We start from the raw sequence: 16,734 nt of genomic DNA, 5'->3' as shown, positions 1-16,734 counted from the left end.
TGGCTGTCGATCAGGCCACCGGAGCCACTCTATCCGTGTGAATGGCGCGGCCCTCTTCCTGTTTGCCCTTGAGCAGCGGCATGACCAACTCTCCAAAGCGGCGGGCTTCTTCCAGATGCGGGTAGCCGCTGAAGATGAACGAGGAAAAGCCCATGTCCTCGTAGTGGCGAATCTTGTCGGCCACCTGCCCAGGGTCACCGATCAGGGCGACGCCCACACCGCTGCGGGCCATGCCCACCCCGGCCCACAGCCCCGGCTCTATCATCAGATCGGCGTCCAGATTCTTGACCATGTCAATCTGACGCTGCTGGCCCACGCCGTCCACATGCGCATGGCTGGCCACAAAGGCGGCGCGCACTTCCGGGTCGACGCGGCTGATCAGGCGTTCGGCGGCGGCGCGGGCCTCGGCCTCCGTTTCACGCACGATGACGTGGGTTCGCAGACCGTAGCGGAGAGTTCGCCCGGCTTTGTCCGCTAGCGCCTGCATCTGCGCCATTCTCTCCTTGATCATGTCCTCGCGCTCGCCCCACATCAGGTACACGTCGGCCAGCTCGGCGGCGATCTGCTGGGCCACCGGGGACGCGCCGCCAAAGTAGATGGGAATGGGTTGCACTGGGGCGGGGTCCAGCACCGCGTCGTTGAAGGCGTAGATATCCGATTTGAAGGACTGGGGCGGCAGCTGCGTCCACAACTGGCGCAGAATCTGCATGAATTCGCGGGTGCGCTCGTAGCGTTTGGCGTGGTCTTCAAAATCGCCGTACATGGCGTTCTCGGCGGGGCTGCTGCCCGTCACGATGTTCAGGCGCACGCGCCCTGGAAACAGGTTTTGCAGGGTGGCGAGCATCTTGGCGTACATGGCAGGCTGGAACATGCCGGGCCGCACGGCGATCAGCAGCGCCGGATCGGTGGCCGCCGTCTGGGCCAGCGCTGCCACCGCCGCCGTGTAGTTCTCGTGTTCGCTGTGGTAGTTGGTGGCGGTCAGCAGGGCGTCAAAGCCCGCCTCGCCCGCCGTGGAAATCAGGCTTTGCAGGTAGGGCAGCGTGGGCTTGCGCGGCATCTTGTTTTTGGTGCCGATGAACTCACCGTCGCGCGAGAGTTGCAGGAACCACAGGAATTCGGACTGGGATGGGTTGGTCATAAGTACCTCGGTTGTGGGGTGTGGGAAAAAGAGGGAGAGCTAAGCTGGGGTGAAAGGGTTGGTCCCAAGACAACCCCTCCGGCGCTACGCGCCACCTCCCCTTAGAAGGGAGGCAAGAGTTGCGGAATTGCCTTGATCTTCTGCGCTCCTTGGCTCCCTTTGAGGGGAGCTGGCTGCGAAGCAGACTGAGGGGTCAAACCGTGGCAGCCACCCAAAAACCTCGCTGAGCAATACCTCAAGCCTTCACCCCCCCCGCCGTCAATCCGGCCACGAACCTGCGCTGGAAGACGGCGATCAGCATGACCACCGGAATGGTGGCAATCACCACGGCGGCGGCAATCAGCGGCCACGGAAAAGCGAATTCACCCTGATACAGCGTGACGCCCACGCTGACCGTTCGCATGTCCAGTTTGGTGTTGAAACTCAGCGCCAGCAGAAATTCGTTCCATGAGTTGACGAAGATCAGCAGCGCCGCCGTGACCATACCGGGGGCCGAGAGCGGCAGCACCACTCGCATCAGTGCGCCCACGCGGGAGGTGCCGTCGATCATGGCCGCCGCCTCCAGATCACGCGGGATGGCGCTGAAGAAGGCCACCAGGGTCAGAATCGCCACGGGCAGGCTGAGGGCGGCGTAGGGCAGGATCAGCGCGGGATAGCTGTTGAGCAGGCTCAGGCCCCGGAACAACCGGAACAGCGGCACCAGCAGGCTGACCACCGGGAACATGGAAAAGGCCACCACGGCGGTCAGCAGCAGCCCGCGCCCCCGGATATTCAGCCGGGCCAGCGCGTAGGCCGCCGGAACCGCCACCACGATGCACAGCACGGTACTTAGCAGGCTGACGGTCATGGAGTTGAAGAAGAATCGGGCGAAGGGCTGCTCGGTGAACACGCGGGCGTAATTGGCGAAGTTCAGCATCCCTGGCAGGTACTGCACCGGGAATTTCTGCAACTCGGCTTCCGTCTTGAGGCTGGTCAGGAGCATCCAGATCAGGGGGAAGAAACCGCCAACGATCAGCGCAGTCAGGCCCGCCCAACGGCCTATCCTGTCGCCCAGTGTCAGGCGCTCGGGAGCTGCCGTTTCGTCGCTCATAAAAACTCCGATGGAATCATTTGCGAAAATGATGAAATCCGAGCGGATGCGAGAAGGAGCGGAGCGGATTCCGGGCGTGGAATTTGTGAATCGGCGCTTTCCCGGTTTGCAAATGGAGCAGACGGAATTCGTGTCATGTGCTGGCCCCGTCACGCACGAAGCGCACGTAAACGCCCGTGACCACCAAGCTCACCGCGAACAGCGCCACGCTGAGGGTGGCCGCGTATCCGAAGTCCAGAAACTCGATGCTGGTGCGGTAGATATAGACCCCCAGGGTTTCCAGCAACCCCTGTGCCGGAGCCTGTTGAATGAAGGTGTACGGAATATCAAACACCTGCACGGCGCTGATGGAGCGGAAGATAAACGCCACCGCCAGACTGGGGGCCAGCAGCGGCAGGATGATGCGGAAGAAGGATTGAACGCGGCTCGCGCCGTCCACTTCTGAAGCCTCGGTGAGTTCGCGGGGGATGCCCTGGAGGCCGCCCAGCACGATCAGTGCCACGAAAGAACTGGTTTTCCAGACAATCGTGACCACCATTGCCAGCACCGCCAGCCCCGGCGTGCTGAGCCACAGCAGCGGCTCCTGGACGATGCCCAGCCGCACCAGAATGTCGTTGAACACGCCGTACTGGGCGTTGAACAGCCACGCGAAGATCAATCCGGTCATCACGGGAGGCATGGCCCACGGCAGCAGCAGCGCCACGCGCGCCAGCCCGCGCACCTTGCTGGGCGTGTGGGCCGCCAGCGCCATCGGAATGCCGATCAGGAACGAGCCACCCACCGTCAGCACCGCGAAAAACAGCGTGTTCCGCAGCGAGGTGCCGAAACGCGGGTCAGCGAACATCTGCACGTAGTTCTTGAGGCCCACGAAGGGCTGCCCGTTGAACGGCTCGGTCAGCTTGTTGAAGTAAAAGCTGTCGCGGATGGTGGTGATCATCGGGAACAGCAGCACGCCGCACAGCAGCAGCGCGGCGGGCAGCAGCAGCCAGAAGGCCAGTTGCCCCTCGCTGGCCTCGCCCCGGCTGCGCCCCTTGCGCCTGGGCAGCGGGGCGGCGATGTTCTTCTGGGTCATGGAATCTCCTTCGGAGCGGTCTAAGGGTCTGAGGGTCAAAAGGTCTAAGGGCTTTGGCCTTGCTTCTTCGCGGACGGGGATGGGGTTACTCTTGTTTTCATTCAAACTGGGAGATACAGATTCGGCCCGCCTTAGACCCTTTGACCCTTAGACCGCCTCCAACAAGTTGCCCCCAAATCCAGTTCAGCTCCAGATTTGGGGGCAAGGAAGGCGAACCTACTTCAGCAGCGGGGCCAGATCGCGCTGCATGTCGCTCAGGGCCGCGTCCACGGTTTTGCTGCCTGCCACGGCGGCGGATACGTTGTTGCGGATGATCTCGCTGACCCTGGGGTAGTTGGGCGTGACCGGGCGTGGGCGGGCCTTGAGGACCACCGGATACAGCGCCTTGAAGTGCGGGTTGGCGGCCAGCACGGCTTTGTCGCTGTACAGGCTCTTGCGGACGGGCAGGTACGCGCCCTTGACGGCCATCTCGCGCTGGATGTTCACGCTGGACATGAATTGCAGCAGCTTGACGGCTTCTTTCTTGTTGTTGCCGTAGGCGTTGACGCCCCATTCCCAGCCGCCGGTGCAGGTGGCGCTTGCATTCTTGCCGAACGAAGGCAGCGGGGCCACGCCCACATTGCCCTTGACGGTGGTGGGCTGCGGGCTGTTGCCCTGGAAGTGTGCCCAGGCGTAGCTCCAGTTCAGGCCCATCGCCACGTCCCCGGCCTGGAACTGCTGGCGCGAGTCGTCGGTTTTGATCTCGGCGCTCGCCGCTGGCGACAATCTGGACTTGACCGAGTTGACCAGGAAATTCAGGCCCTGTTTGCCCGCCGCGCTGTTGACATTGCTGGCGTCGCCGCCTCCGGTCCACAGCGTTTCCAGGAAGTTGCACACGGTGCCCTCGATCGGCGCACCCTGGAAGTTGAAGCCCTGCATCTTGCCGCCCTCGCCCTTCTGGATCTTGCCAGCGGTGGCGGTCAGTTCGTCCCAGGTGGTGGGCACCTTGGCCTTGTATTTGGTCAGCAGGTCCTTGCGGTAGTACAGGAACTGCGCGTCGGTGAAGGCGGGCATGGCGTACAGCTTGCCGCCGTAAGTAGCCGCGCTGACCGGACCGGGCAGGAAGCTGCCCAGGTAGCTGTTGACACCGCTGAGGTAGCCGTTGAGCGGCTCGGCCCACCCGGCGGCGGCGAAGGTGGCGGTGCGGACCACGTCGATCAGGAAGATGTCCAGGGTGTCGTCGCGGGCGGCCAGCACGGTGGTCAGATACTGATTCTGGGCCTCGCTGGTGGCCCCGCCGGTCTCGATCTTGACCTTGATGTCGGGGTTGGCGGCCTGGAAGCGGTCAAACAGGGGCTGGAACACTTCGGGGCGCTGCTGGCTGCCCATGAAGACGTTCAGGGTGGTCACGGCACTGGCCGAGGTGGTCAGGGCGGCGGATACGGCGAGGGCAGCGGACAACAGCAAGCGGCTACGCATAGGTGGAACCTCCGGTGTGGGTCAGGCGTCCGTCTGACGCCAGCTCAGTTAATGGTCCGCTTAAAGTAGCACCTTTTCAAAAGAGGTCCGTCAAGTGTGGACTGCGTTGCTGCGGGCAACTGAAACGATCAAGTGAGCTGTTCACGGCGTTGCTTTCCCGCGCCCTAAACTGGGCGCATGACTTTCGCAGCGAATGCCCCCGAAATGCCCCGCTGGCGCACCGATGACCTGTACGCCAGCCTGAGTGACCCCCGGCTGGAACAGGATCTGGAAGGGCTGCGCGCCGGAATCGCGGACCTCGAACGGCTGTTTAACGAGCTGGATGTTCGTATGGATGGCCCCGCCGCCACCCCCGAAACGCTGGGGCGCGTGCTGGACGCTATGAATGCCCTGAGCAACCGCTCCGGTCCGATTGGCGCTTATCTGAACGCTTTTTTCACCACCGACAGCCGCGATACGCTGGCCCAGAGCCGCATGGCCGCCTTCACGACGCTGACGCTGCCGCTGGGGCCGCTGCGTTCCCGCCTGACCGCGTGGCTGGGTGGCCTGGATGACGCGCAGCTTACGGACCTGCTGGCCGCCTCTGAAACCGCGCGGGACCACGAACACTTCCTGCGCCGTGCCATACAACTGGCCCGGTATCAGATGTCGCCGCCCGAGGAAGACCTGGCCGCCCGCCTGCGTCCCAGCGGGGCCGGGGGCTGGTCTAAACTCCAGGGCAACATCAGTAGCGTCCTGAAAGGCGAATTCCGGGGTGGGCATCTGCCCGTGACCGCCCTGCGCGCCCTTGCCAGCGACGCGGACGAGGCAGTGCGCCGTGACGCCTTCGAGGCCGAGATTGCCGCCTGGAAGTCCTCGGAGGTGGTCTTTGCCGCCGCTCTGAACGGCGTCAAGGGCGAGGAAGGCACGCTGGCGCGGCGGCGCGGCTTCGCGGACGCGGTGGCCCCCAGCCTGCTGACGCACGGCATTGACCGCGAGACGCTGGACGCCATGCAGGGGGCGGTGGTGCGTTCCTTCCCCGATTTCCGCCAATATTTTGCGGCCAAGGCGCGGGCGCTGGGCAAGCAAAAGCTGGATTGGTGGGACATCCTCGCCCCGGCGGGTAGCAGTGAGACCGAGTGGACCTACGGTGCGGGAGCTGAATTTGTGGAGCGGCAGTTCCGGGGTTATTCCGCCGGGCTGGGCGACTTCGCCGCCGAGGCTTTTAGCGGCGACTGGGTGGACGCTGGCCCGCGCGAGGGCAAACGCAGCGGGGCGTTCTGCATGCGCTGGACGCGCGGCAAGAGCCGCATCCTGATGAACCCCCAGCCTGGACAGCGTGTCCACCCTGGCGCACGAGCTGGGCCACGGCTACCACAACGCCCGTCTGGCCCAGTCCGAACCGCTGCAACGCGAAACGCCCATGACCCTGGCCGAGACCGCCTCCATCTTCTGTGAAACCGTGGTACAGAACGCCGCCCTGGCCGACGCAACGGGGCCGGAGCGCCTGTACGTGCTGGAAACCAGTCTGATGGGCCACGCGCAGGTGGTGGTGGACATCCACAGCCGCTTTCTGTTCGAGCGGGCCGTGTTCGAGCGGCGCGAGAAGGGTGACCTGAACCCGCAGGAATTTGGCGAGCTGATGACCTGGGCGCAGCGTGAAACCTACGGCGACGCTCTTGCTACGTTGCACCCGTACATGTGGGCCGTGAAGCCGCACTACTACAGTCTGGCCTTTTACAACTACCCGTACACCTTTGGCCTGCTGTTCGGCCTGGGCCTGTACGCCCAGTATGTGGCGGCGCGCGAGGCTGGGACGGAGGCCGAATTCCAGACCCGTTACGACGAATTGCTGGCCTCCACTGGACGCGCGGACCCCCTGACCCTGGCCGCCCGCTTCGGCATTGATCTGCACGCCCCGGACTTCTGGGAAGGCAGCCTGGACGTGATCCGGCGGCAGATCGACGTCTATGTGGAGGCGGTGGGATGAGCGGTGGTCTAAGGGTCAAAGGGGTTGAGGGTCTAAGGTTTTTAGCTCCTTCCCCCGTGCGGGGGAAGTTGGGAGAGGGGGCCACCGGGCAGGCCGCCATTGTCAACAAGTTCCCCCGCCCTCTTCATGTCTAACCCCACCCTGACCGCCATCCCCGGCTTTCGCGTCGGCCACTGGACCGATTCAGTTGGGATGACGGGCTGCACCGTGATTCTTTGCCCGGAGGCGGGCGCGGTGGCCTCCGCCTCCTTCATGGGGCCGAGTCCGGCGACGCGCGAGGGCGTGCTGCTGTCGCCCGAGAAGAAGGTGGAGCGCATTCACGCCCTGCTGCTGACGGGCGGCAGCGCCTTCGGACTGGCGGCGGCGTCCGGCGTGGTGCGCGTGCTGGAGGAGCGTGGCGTGGGCCACCAGACCCCGTTTGCCCGTGTGCCGATTGTTCCGGCGGCAGTGGTCTATGACCTGGGCATGGGCGATCCTCTGGCACGTCCGGGTGAACGGGAGGGCGAGCTGGCGGCGCGTTCCGCCTCCAGTGATCCCGTACCGCGTGGCCGGGTAGGCGCTGGCACAGGGACGACGGCGGGCAAATACCTGGGTGGCCTCGGCGCGGTTCCCGGTGGCCTGGGCAGCGTGATGCTGGAGCGGTACGGCGTTTCGGTGGGCGTACTGGCAGTGGTCAACCCGATTGGCGACGTGCTGGACGAACGCGGCGGCGTGCTGGCCGGGCCGGGAACGGGGCCAGGGGCCGTGTCGTTTACCCCCGGCGACGTGGAGAACACCACGCTGGTTGCCGTCGTGACCGAACACACGCTGAGCAAGGCCGATTGCCGCCGCCTGGCCGACGCCGCACAGACCGCGCTGGGCCGCGTGATCCATCCCAGCCACACCTACTGGGACGGCGACGCCGCCTTCATGCTCAGCAGTTGTGCGAAGCCGCCCGCCGATCCGCTGCTGCTGGGCGCACTGGTGCAGGAAGCCGTCTGTGCGGCGGTGCGTGACGCGGTGCGGCAGGCCAATCATTTGGGTGCGTAAGATACTCAGGTGAGTACACTCGATTACGTGACTGGTCTGCGGCGGATCATCGGTACGCGGCCCGTCAACCTCGTGGGCGCGGCGGGCATCATCGTCAACGGAGACGGCGAATTGTTGTTGCTGCGGCGTGCAGGAGCAGAGAACTGGGGACTGGTCACGGGCACCAGCGAACTGGGCGAGTCGCTCTCTGAAACGCTCCGACGCGAGGCTCTGGAGGAAGCGGGGCTGAGAATCGGTGCGGTGGAACTGCTGGAAATGCTCAGTCCTGTCTCGCTGGCCCAGGTGGCGAACGGCGATCAGTTCTACAGCTACACCGCCCTGTTTCGCGTGACCGACTGGAGCGGAACACCCGTGTCGGACTGTATGGAGATCGCAGAGGCGCGATTCTTTTCATTGAATGATCTGCCGCCCCTGACACGTCTGGGCCTCAAAGCTCAGGCGTGGCTGGCGTGAACTATGTCCGCGATCTCCGCGCGCTGATCGGCCACGCGCCTGTCAACTGGGTGGGCGTCTGCGCACTGGTGCTGAACGCCGAAAATGAAGTCCTGCTGCAACGCCGCACCGATACCGGCGGCTGGGGCACCCCTGGCGGCATCGCGGAACTGGGCGAGCCGCTCCCCGAAACCCTGCGCCGCGAACTGTGGGAGGAGGCGAGCATCACACCCATCCATCCTGAATTCCTGACGGTCATCAGCGGGCCGCAGACCTATCAGAAACTCCCCAACGGCGACGAGTTCTATCAGGTGGTGGCCGTCTATCTGGTCCGCGAGTGGCATGGCGTTCCTGTCCCAGACGGCGAGGAAGGCACCGAACTCCGTTTCTTTAATCTGGACCATCTGCCCGCCTCACTCGGCCCGGTGGACGGCGAGGCGCTGGGGCTTTTGCAGGTGCGCTGACCTTTGCCTGCCCGGAGTCCAGTTGCCAGACGTTCATCCTGATTTTCTTCTCCCAGGGAGACGACAGGTTCAGTCCCTATAGCAATCTTCACGAAAGGCTTTTGTGAGGTGAAGTTTTTTACACTCGGTCCATGTTGCTTCCCGTCCTGCAAGCCGTGTCTCAGGTGGCCGCGAAAGACAGCCCCACCGTATTGAACCTCTCGTTCGCCGATCAGCAGCTCAACACGGCCCTGCGGCTGATGCAGGGGCAGATCGTGGGGCTGCGGAGCAGCGTGCTGCCGCCCTGGAGCGTGTCCCTGATCGCGCTGGGCGTGCATCCGGCCACCATTGCCGAGGCGCAGCAGGTGGGCGGGAATTTGCAGGGTGCGCTGGCGTTTCTGCTGGACCGGGGGTATCTGGGCCGCGCTCAACTGGACACGGCGGCGCAGGAGCGGGCACTCTCGGCCCTGCTGCCGCTGGCGTGGCAGACCAGCATGACCAGCTCGGCCCCGTGGAGCGGTGCGCCCGCCGATCTGCCCCTCAACAGCACCCAGACGCGTCAGGCCGTTGAGACCGCCGAGCGTCACGCGGCCCTGCTCACGCGGGAGGAGCGCGCCCTCAAACCCTCGTCCCGTTTTGCGGCGAATCCGCTCTCGGCTCCGGCGCTGCTGGGAGACGAGGGCAAGGAGCGCGTCTATCACGCGGCCATGCGCGGCCTGAGCCTGGGAGAAATGTCGCAGCGGACGCCGCAGCGCTGGGACACCCTGGCACAGACGGTCAGCCGCCTGCTGCGCGACGGTGCGCTGCGCCCGCAGAACGCCGCCGCGCCGCGTGAGGTGGCCGACGCGCTGAAGGCCGGACAGGCCGCCCCGGACTTCTGCCTGCCGGATCTGGCCGGGGGTGAAGTGCGCCTGAGTGCGCTGCGCGGGCAGCCGGTGTGGCTGGTGTTCAACCGCCAGAGTACCTGCGCCATGTGTAACCCGCACCACGCCAAGATCATCACCATGCACGAGCGGCTGCGTGCGCGCGGCGTGCAGATCGTGTCGGTGTGGGGCAGCCCGCTGGAAGACCTGTCGAGTGGGATCGGCAGACAGCGCCCGCCCTACCCGGTGCTGGCCGATCCCCACGACGAAACGTATGACCGCTACGGCCTGCGCATGAGCCTGGGGGGCACCCTGGACCCCCGCAACCTGTCCACCATGATCCAGGGCTTCCGCATGATGGGGGCCAGCGCCCTCAAGGACGATGGCGAACTGCTGCGGATGCCCGCCGAGTTCCTGATCGGTGCGGACGGCGTGATCGAGACCGCGCACTACAACAGCTACGGCAGCGACTGGCTGCCGCTGGAACGGGTGCTGGCCTGGGCGGACCAGCAAAAGCCAGGATCGAGTAAGCTCAACTGAGCTTCATTTTCGCCGCGTCAGCGTCAGCCGCGCCCCCAGCAGCCTGAATCCGGCCCGTTCCACGTTGCGTTCGCTGCCCCCGCCCGGCGTGACGAACACGCTGGCGAGGTCTGCCCCGGCCTGCGCCGCGACATTCAGACGGTGGGCCAGCAGCGCAGTTTGCACCCCGCGCCCCTGAAATTCGGGCAGCGTGGCCGTGCCGTGAAAGGCGGCAATGCCCTCGGTGATGCTCTGCGCAGCAGTCGCGGCGGGCGTGCCGTCCACATCTGCCACGAAGAGCTGTGTTCCCGGCGCGTGCGCCACCACCGACATGATCTCCTCGGTTCCCGGCCCGAAACACCGCGCGGCCAGCGCCGCCCACGCACCCGCCTCTTCCTCCCGAACGATAAATGCAGGGGAAGCAGGGAGGTCTGTCAATTCGCGCACATAGCCGTGGAGCAGGTAGTCCAGTCCATAGCCGCGCGCTGTCAGCAGGGGCAGACCTGCGGCAGCAAAGGCCGAGAGCAGATGGAGGCTGGCGGGCTGACCGTGTTTCGCGGAGAACGCCTCGAATTCATCCAGTTCCTGCGGCGTGGGCAGCCGCGTGCCGTCATGCCAGCCCGTATCCACTGGCAGATTCGGCCCGGCGTGAACGGCCACCAGCGGGCCAAACCGCACCGTCTCGCCAGTGTGTCCATAACGCGCGTGTGCCGTGGCCTCCGAATGGGCCAGCCGGGTCAGAATGTCCATATTCATCCCGCCAGCGTATCCCTGTCGGCGTAGCGTCCCGCATTTGTCCCCGCCTCCGCCCGCTAGCTTAGGCAGCATGACTCAGGCTTCAACTTCCTCGCGCGCCTTCGTTTCGCTGATCGGGGCCGGGCCGGGCGATCCCGGACTGCTGACCCTGCGCGGCCAGCACGCCCTCCAGAACGCCGATGTGGTGCTGTTTGACTACCTGGCCAACCCCGAACTGCTGCGCTGGTGCCCGGATGCCCGGACCATCTACGTGGGTAAAAAAGGATTCAGCGAGTACATCACCCAGGAGCAGATCAACGCGCTGATCGTGAACACGGCTCAGCAGAACGGCGGCCAGCGCGTGGCCCGCCTCAAGGGCGGGGATGTCTTCGTCTTCGGGCGCGGCGGCGAGGAGGCCGAGGCGTGCGCCCATGCGGGCGTTGGGTTCGAGATCGTTCCCGGCGTGACCAGTGCCATCGCCGCCCCCGCTTACGCCGGGATTCCCGTGACCCACCGCGACGTGGCCCGCTCCTTTGCCGTGCTGACGGGCAACACCCGCGAGGGCGGCGCGCACTACGAACGCCTGTCAGGGGTGGATACGCTGCTGCTGCTGATGGGCGTGCGGAATCTGGACACCATCGCTGCCGAATTGATCGCCTCCGGGCGTGACCCGCAGACGCCCGCCGCCACCGTCCAGTGGGGCAGCACCCACCAGCAGCGCGTGGCGGTGGGAACGCTGAAAACCATCGCGCAGGCGGTGAAGGACGCTGGCCTGGAAGCCCCCGCCGTGACCGTGGTGGGCGAGGTGGTCAAGCTGCGCGACAAGCTGCGCTGGTTTGACAACGCGCCCACTTTTGGCGGCCCCCTGAGCGGCAAGACGGTGGCCGTGACCCGCACCCGCGACGGCTCCAGCGCCCTCAGTGACGTGCTGCGGGCGCGTGGCGCATCCGTGCTGGAAGTGCCGCTGATCCGCTTTGGGGCGGCATCCGATGGGGGAGGGGCGGCCCTGCGCGCCCTGCGCGACTTCAGGGGCTGGCTGCTGCTGACCAGTAATCAGGCGGTGACGGCGCTGTTCTCGCTGCTGGACGGCGCTGAGCTGGACTCTCGCGCGCTGGCTCACGTCAGGATTGCCGCCGTCGGCCCCAGCACCGCCCGCAGTCTGGCCGAGCGTGGCCTGCGCGCCGACTTTGTGCCGTCTACCCCCGGCGCACGCCACCTGGGCGCGGAGTTGCCCGCCAGTGTGGGAGAGGCCACCCTGCACCTGACCTCCCAACTGGCCGAGGACGAGTTGCAACGGGCTTTGGAGTTGCGGGGCATTGGCTATACGCGGGCCGAGTTGTACCGCACGGAAGCCGCCGCACCGGATGAGAACAGGCTGGAGCGCCTGAAGAACGCCGCCGTGCTGACTCTGGCCTCTGGCAGCGCAGCCCGCCATCTGGCGAAGCTGGCAGATGCGGACTTCGATCCGCTGAACATGCCCGTCGCCGCGATGGGGCCGCAGACCGCCGACGCCGCCCGCGAGGCTGGTTTTACGCACGTGACCGTGGCGGAAACGGCCAGCCTGGAAGCCCTGGCCGACGCGGCAGAGCGGGCGGTGCGGGGCGAAGCAGAGTGAGGGAGAAAGTCGTGGCAGCCTCCCTTTCACTCCGCACGTCACCACCTCTCAAGCTCACTGTTCGCCTCAACTCTGGGCCGTGCTATACTCCCGCCTGTTGTCTCGCCCGCTGCTTCAGGTCTGTCCCTGGGCGCAATATGGCGGGCAGAATGCGCTGCGGCGGGAAACGCCCGGCAAGAGGAGAAATCACAACATGGCTAAACATCCCGTTCCCAAGAAGAAGACCAGCAGAAGCAAGCGCGACATGCGCCGCAGCCACCACGCGCTGACCGTGCCCAACCTGTCCGAGTGCCCCCACTGCCACGCCAAGAAGCTCTCGCACCACATCTGCCCCAGTTGCGGTTATTACGATGGCCGTCAGGTGCTGGCCGTCTAAGCAAGTCCATTCTGAAACAGGCTCCCCATGTGGGAGCTTTTTTCATTCCTTCCTTAATCTCCCTGCCCTGTACCCGCCCCGCGTTATCCTCCCCGCTATGAGTCTGACATTCGAGGAGAAGTTGCAGAATTACGCGCGGCTGGCCGTCCGCGTCGGCCTGGGTCTGCGCGAGGGCCAGCGCGTGCTGATTCAGGCTCCGGTGGACACTGCCCCGCTGGCCCGCGCCGTGGTGCGCGAGGCGTATGCGGCGGGTGCGTCCTTCGTGGACGTGCGCTGGGACGACGACGATGTTCAGTTGGCCCGCTTCGAGCTGGCTCCGGACGGCACCTTCGGCACCCTGAGCAAGTGGCGGGTGGACGCCGAGATCGAGACGGCGAATGCGGGCGGCGCAGTCCTCGCCATCCGCGCCACCAATCCCAACCTGCTGGGCGGGGTGGACGCCGAACGCGTGGCGACGCACCAGAAAGCATTGGCGGCCTACCGCAAGCCCTACACCGAGCAGGTCATGACCAATCGCCTGAACTGGAACCTGATCAGCGCCCCGATTCCCGGCTGGGCCGAATTGATGTTCCCCGATTCAAGCGTGGATGAAGCGGTGGAAAAGCAGTGGGACGCCATCTTTGCCGCCACCCGCGCCGATCAGCCCGATCCGGTGGAGGCGTGGCAGGAGCATCTGGCGAACCTCAAGCGCCGCCGCGAAGTTTTGAACGCCAAGCAATACTCGGCTTTGCACTTCAAGGGCGGCGAGACTGATCTGACCGTGGGTCTGGCCGAGGATCACCTGTGGGGCGGCGGTGCGGCGGATACCCCCGGCGGCATCACCTTCACCGCCAACATTCCCACCGAGGAAGTCTGGACGGCCCCGCACCGCGAGCGCGTGGACGGCGTGGTGGTCAGCACCAAGCCACTGTCGTACAACGGCACACTGCTGGACGGCATCCGCATCGAGTTCAAGGAAGGGCGTGTTGTAAAGGCCACGGCCAGCAAGGGGCAGACCACCCTGGAAAAAATGATCGACACCGACGAGGGCAGCCACCGTCTGGGCGAGGTGGCGCTGGTGCCGCACAGCAGCCCGATCTCGCGGTCCGGCCTGTTTTTCTTCAACACCCTGTACGACGAGAATGCGGCCAGCCACATCGCCATCGGCAACGCCTACCGCTTCAACGTGACAGGCGGCGTGGACATGAACGTGGGGGATTTCAACGCCAGGGGCGGCAACGACAGCCTGACCCATGTGGACTGGATGATCGGTAGCGGCGAGATGGACGTGGACGGCGTGCTGAAAGACGGCAGCCGCGAGCCAGTGATGCGGGCGGGCGAATTCGTGATCTGAGTGTGGTGAAGGAGTTTCAAAGCCGTCCAGATTGGCCTGTGAAAAGCCATCTGGACGGCTGTTTTTCTATCCCCAACGGTCTGACCTTGAACTATGAAGTTCGAGTCGCCTGGCTTTGGCCTTTGGCATCACGGCCTATGAGCATGACCGCCTGAAGGTCCGGGTGGCGGATGATCCAGAGTCGGCAGAGATACGGGCGGCTGCCCTAGACCTCCGCGCTAGCCGCCGCGCCCCACCATCTCGCCGCTTCGCAGCAGCATGGCCTCGAATTCGCCGAATGGGGAATGCGCCCCGGACCAGTGCGCGGCGGCCTCGATGTCATAGGCAACGGCGCGGAAATCCGCCGCCCAGTGTCCGCCGCGTTCTTCCAGCAGCGTCCAGCGGGCGCGCGGGTCACCATCCACCTGATCGCTGACCGAACCGGTGTTGACCACCAGCGTGTCGCCCACGCAGGTTGCGCCGGGGCGGTGGGTGTGGCCGCACAGCACCACTTCAGCATTCAGCGGTTCGATGATGGCGCGCAGTTCGCGGGGGTCACGGGCACGGTAATACCCGGCTCCCGGTCCACGCCCAGGCTCGTCTTCCCAGTGCCACAGCAGCATGTCCCAGGCGCTCGTGGGCGTGCCGTGGCACGCGAACAGCCGCCCGTCCAGCGCGTAGGCCGTCAGCGGCAGGGCGGCGAGGCGGGCGAGAGCAGCGTCGTCCATCTGCGTCGCCAGCCACGCGCCGATCTCCTTTGAAATCTTTGCGCGCCGTCCCCCCGGCCACAGTTTTTCCTCGTTGTTGCCGCGCACTTCTATGGCCCCCAGTTCGGCCTGCAAGGCGGCGGCGCGGGCTGGATCGGCACTGCCCTCGATCTGGTCTCCCAGGTTGAATATCAAGTCGGGCGATGCAGCGCGGATGTCCTCCAGCACCGCCTCCAGCGCGAAGGCGTTGCCGTGGACATCGCTTAGGACGGCAACCCGCACGGTCAGCGGGCGTCCACGCCGATGATCCCGGCCACGTTTGCCACGCCGTCGCGGGCCAGCAGATCGGCCAGCCCCCGGTTCAGGCGACGCACCAGCCCCGGCCCCTCGTAGACCAGGGCGCTGTAGACCTCCAGCAGACTGGCCCCGGCGCGCAGCTTGGCGTAGGCATCGGCAGCGCTGAAAATGCCGCCCACGCCCACGATGGGCAGTGTTCCTCCAGTCAGGCGGTACGCCTCGCGGATCAGAGCGGTGGATTTCTGGGTCAGGGGGCGTCCGCTGAGGCCACCCGTCTCGCTCGACTTCTCGCTGAACAGGCCATCCCGCCCGAGCGTCGTGTTGCTGACGATCAGACCGTGTGCCCCCGCGTCCTGCACGGCTCCCACGCTGGCCTCGAAGTCGGCGGGATGCAGATCCGGGGCCAGTTTGACCAGCACCGGGGGGCGGCGCAGGGTTCGCACGCGGCCCGCCTCGGTGGCGTCCAGCACGGCGCGGACCAGCTCGCCCAGACCGTCTGCCGCTTGCAGGGCACGCAGGCCGGGGGTGTTGGGGCTGCTGACGTTGATCACGAAGGCGTCGGCCACGTTCTGCAAGGCATGCACGCACTTCAGGTAATCCCCGGCAGCCTCCTCGTTGGGCGTGTCCTTGTTCCTGCCGATGTTGACCCACACGGGCGCGGACTGCGTGGGCAGCGCGCTCAGGCGGGCATGCAGCGCCTCTGCCCCGGCATTGTTGAAACCCATGCGGTTGATCAGCGCCTCGTCTTCCAGCAGCCGGAACAGGCGGGGCCGCTCGTTCCCTGGCTGGGGCCGGGGCGTGACCGTGCCGACTTCCAGAAACCCGAAGCCCAGCGCCGCGAAAGCGGGAACCGCCACCGCATTCTTGTCCAGCCCCGCCGCCAGCCCGATAGGGGAGGCGAAACTCTGGCCGAAGACCGTTTGCGCCAGTTCCGCGCCCGGCGACGTGAGGGCGCGGGCCAGTGCGGGCCACGCCGGAACCTTCGAGGCGGCTTCCAGCACACCCAGGGTCAGGTGATGGGCGTCTTCGGCGTCCAGGCGGAACAGCAGCGGGCGGGCAAGGCGAGGGTACATCGGGGAACAGGATACGCATTGGGGAGGTGGATGGGGGCGGTCTCTCTCTCAAACGCGGGACACGAGAACTCTGGCAGCCATAAAAAGAGGCGGTGCCGAATTGCCCGGCCCGCCCTCTCTGTCGCTCAGCCGTTAAGACCCGGCTGAGCCTGTGTAACTGCCCTCGATCTGCACCAGACGCGAGTGCTGCTGGCGGTCACTCTGCTCGATCAGGTCCGCCAGCGTGGTGCCGCCCAGCACGTCGCGCAACGCGGCGTCCACACGGAACCACAGGTCCTGGGTGCCGCACACGTTCTGGCTCTCGCAGGTATGATCGTCCTCGACGCACTGCACCGGGGCGATGCTGCCTTCCAGCGCGGTCACCACGTCGTAGGCGTTGATTTCTGCCGCCGGACGGGCCAGACGGTAGCCGCCGTGCGCGCCCCGGATGCTGCGGATAAACCCGGCGCGGCGCAGGTTGCTGGCGATCTGCTCCAGATAGTGCTGACTGAGGCCCTGGCGCTCTGACACGTCCTTGAGCGGCACGGCAGCGCCCCCCTGCCGTCCGATCTCGATCATGGCGCGCAGGCCGTACTGAGCTTTGGTAGACACCCACATAGAGGCAGT

General features: G+C 65.8%; 17 protein-coding genes. 9 read left to right on the top strand and 8 right to left on the bottom strand.

Translation table 11 applies throughout. The features are described from left to right. Positions 1 to 10: 10 nt before the first annotated feature. From Q319_RS0101045 to Q319_RS0101030, 4 genes are all read right to left on the bottom strand, one after another. On the bottom strand, positions 11 to 1,138 hold the full coding sequence (locus Q319_RS0101045; protein ID WP_029479904.1) for an LLM class flavin-dependent oxidoreductase: 1,128 nt from the start codon (positions 1,136 to 1,138) through the stop codon (positions 11 to 13). A gap of 235 nt (positions 1,139 to 1,373) precedes the next feature. Then, complete coding sequence (locus tag Q319_RS0101040; protein WP_029479903.1) at positions 1,374 to 2,228, bottom strand: carbohydrate ABC transporter permease; 855 nt, start codon at positions 2,226 to 2,228, stop codon at positions 1,374 to 1,376. 133 nt (positions 2,229 to 2,361) lie between these two features. Continuing rightward, positions 2,362 to 3,300 carry a carbohydrate ABC transporter permease gene (locus Q319_RS0101035; protein ID WP_034413238.1) on the bottom strand — a complete coding sequence of 313 codons (939 nt, stop codon included), beginning with the start codon at positions 3,298 to 3,300 and terminating at the stop codon, positions 2,362 to 2,364. 216 nt (positions 3,301 to 3,516) lie between these two features. Then, the gene (locus Q319_RS0101030) at positions 3,517 to 4,758 is read right to left on the bottom strand and encodes an ABC transporter substrate-binding protein (protein WP_029479899.1); all 1,242 of its coding nucleotides are present in this window, start codon (positions 4,756 to 4,758) and stop codon (positions 3,517 to 3,519) included. 177 nt (positions 4,759 to 4,935) lie between these two features. Here Q319_RS0101030 and Q319_RS28935 point away from each other — a divergent pair, with 177 nt between their 5' ends. The 6 genes from Q319_RS28935 to Q319_RS25285 all read left to right on the top strand — a co-directional run bounded on the left by Q319_RS28935 (position 4,936) and on the right by Q319_RS25285 (position 10,034). Then, a complete protein-coding gene (locus Q319_RS28935) occupies positions 4,936 to 6,195 on the top strand; it encodes a M3 family metallopeptidase (RefSeq protein ID WP_281173819.1) in 1,260 nt (419 codons plus the stop codon). After that, a complete protein-coding gene (locus Q319_RS28930; protein ID WP_281173818.1) occupies positions 6,077 to 6,727 on the top strand; it encodes a M3 family metallopeptidase in 651 nt (216 codons plus the stop codon). Before Q319_RS28935 ends, Q319_RS28930 begins: the two co-directional genes overlap by 119 nt. 126 nt (positions 6,728 to 6,853) lie before the next feature. After that, complete coding sequence (locus Q319_RS0101020) at positions 6,854 to 7,756, top strand: P1 family peptidase (RefSeq protein WP_029479896.1); 903 nt, start codon at positions 6,854 to 6,856, stop codon at positions 7,754 to 7,756. A gap of 9 nt (positions 7,757 to 7,765) precedes the next feature. Continuing rightward, positions 7,766 to 8,209 carry an NUDIX hydrolase gene (locus tag Q319_RS0101015; protein WP_034413234.1) on the top strand — a complete coding sequence of 148 codons (444 nt, stop codon included), beginning with the start codon at positions 7,766 to 7,768 and terminating at the stop codon, positions 8,207 to 8,209. Beyond that, complete coding sequence (locus Q319_RS0101010; RefSeq protein WP_029479892.1) at positions 8,206 to 8,652, top strand: NUDIX hydrolase; 447 nt, start codon at positions 8,206 to 8,208, stop codon at positions 8,650 to 8,652. The genes Q319_RS0101015 and Q319_RS0101010 overlap by 4 nt, the downstream gene beginning before the upstream one ends. Positions 8,653 to 8,783: 131 nt before the next feature. Next, positions 8,784 to 10,034 (top strand): peroxiredoxin-like family protein, encoded by a 1,251-nt coding sequence (locus Q319_RS25285; RefSeq protein ID WP_029479890.1) that lies wholly within the window; start codon positions 8,784 to 8,786, stop codon positions 10,032 to 10,034. A 3-nt stretch (positions 10,035 to 10,037) separates the two neighbouring features. Here Q319_RS25285 and Q319_RS0101000 read toward each other — a convergent pair whose 3' ends face one another. Then, positions 10,038 to 10,769 carry a GNAT family N-acetyltransferase gene (locus tag Q319_RS0101000; RefSeq protein WP_029479888.1) on the bottom strand — a complete coding sequence of 244 codons (732 nt, stop codon included), beginning with the start codon at positions 10,767 to 10,769 and terminating at the stop codon, positions 10,038 to 10,040. 70 nt (positions 10,770 to 10,839) lie between these two features. On the opposite strand from Q319_RS0101000, the gene cobA reads away from it, so the two are divergent. From cobA to Q319_RS0100985, 3 genes are all read left to right on the top strand, one after another. Next, positions 10,840 to 12,363 (top strand): uroporphyrinogen-III C-methyltransferase, encoded by a 1,524-nt coding sequence (cobA, locus tag Q319_RS0100995; protein WP_029479886.1) that lies wholly within the window; start codon positions 10,840 to 10,842, stop codon positions 12,361 to 12,363. Positions 12,364 to 12,556: 193 nt separating this feature from the next. Continuing rightward, positions 12,557 to 12,739: a 50S ribosomal protein L32 gene (gene rpmF, locus Q319_RS26055; RefSeq protein WP_029479883.1), complete on the top strand. Its 183-nt coding sequence runs from the start codon at positions 12,557 to 12,559 to the stop codon at positions 12,737 to 12,739. Positions 12,740 to 12,836: 97 nt separating this feature from the next. Continuing rightward, positions 12,837 to 14,072, top strand: a complete 1,236-nt coding sequence (locus Q319_RS0100985) for an aminopeptidase (protein ID WP_029479881.1) — start codon at positions 12,837 to 12,839, stop codon at positions 14,070 to 14,072. Between the two features lie 218 nt (positions 14,073 to 14,290). Here Q319_RS0100985 and Q319_RS0100980 read toward each other — a convergent pair whose 3' ends face one another. The 3 genes from Q319_RS0100980 to Q319_RS0100970 all read right to left on the bottom strand — a co-directional run bounded on the left by Q319_RS0100980 (position 14,291) and on the right by Q319_RS0100970 (position 16,725). Further along, entirely contained in the window at positions 14,291 to 15,040 is a 750-nt protein-coding gene (locus Q319_RS0100980) for a metallophosphoesterase family protein (RefSeq protein WP_029479879.1), read from the bottom strand. A gap of 2 nt (positions 15,041 to 15,042) precedes the next feature. Beyond that, positions 15,043 to 16,128: a quinone-dependent dihydroorotate dehydrogenase gene (locus tag Q319_RS0100975; protein WP_029479877.1), complete on the bottom strand. Its 1,086-nt coding sequence runs from the start codon at positions 16,126 to 16,128 to the stop codon at positions 15,043 to 15,045. Between the two features lie 132 nt (positions 16,129 to 16,260). Next, positions 16,261 to 16,725, bottom strand: coding sequence for an Rrf2 family transcriptional regulator (locus tag Q319_RS0100970; RefSeq protein ID WP_029479874.1), 465 nt, complete (start codon positions 16,723 to 16,725; stop codon positions 16,261 to 16,263). Between the last annotated feature and the right edge of the window lie 9 nt (positions 16,726 to 16,734).

Source organism: Deinococcus marmoris DSM 12784 (assembly GCF_000701405.1).
GTDB classification, from domain to species: Bacteria; Deinococcota; Deinococci; order Deinococcales; family Deinococcaceae; genus Deinococcus; species Deinococcus marmoris.
This window is presented reverse-complemented; position numbering and strand designations above follow the sequence as displayed.